At 44.5% G+C, this 465-nt stretch carries 1 pseudogene; it reads right to left on the bottom strand.

The window, feature by feature from the left end:
• Window positions 1-465 (bottom strand): annotated as a pseudogene (locus tag E4T88_RS18050) (MSCRAMM family adhesin SdrC); the annotation flags it as partial.

Here is a 465-nt window from a genome sequence, read left to right as displayed (position 1 = left end):
TGCCATTCGGATCAGACTCATCTTTATTCGGAATACCATCTTTATCAGCGTCTTCGTCGCCATCAGGTGTGCCATTACCATCAGAATCAGGATTTGTAGGATCAGTACCTGCAGCTTCTTCATCTTTATTATTCACACCATCACCATCAATATCTGGGTCTTGATTATCCGGTGTACCGTCTCCATCTGTATCTTTCGGTGTTGTGATGTCTGGCTTACCATCTTTGTCTTTATCCGTAACAGTTGTACCGTTTGGATCAGATTCATCTTTGTTTGGAATACCATCTTTGTCGGCATCTTCGTCACCATCAGGTGTTCCGTTACCATCAGAATCAGGGTTTGTAGGATCAGTGCCTGCGGCTTCTTCATCTTTGTTGTTTACGCCATCCCCGTCGATGTCTGGATCTTGGTTATCCGGTGTACCATCTCCATCTGTATCTTTCGGTGTTGTGATATCTGGCTTAC

The sequence above is a fragment of the Dysgonomonas mossii genome, assembly GCF_004569505.1.
Classification (GTDB): domain Bacteria; phylum Bacteroidota; class Bacteroidia; order Bacteroidales; family Dysgonomonadaceae; genus Dysgonomonas.
Note: the sequence above shows the minus strand (reverse complement) of the source record. Positions and strands in the feature narration are given on the sequence as shown.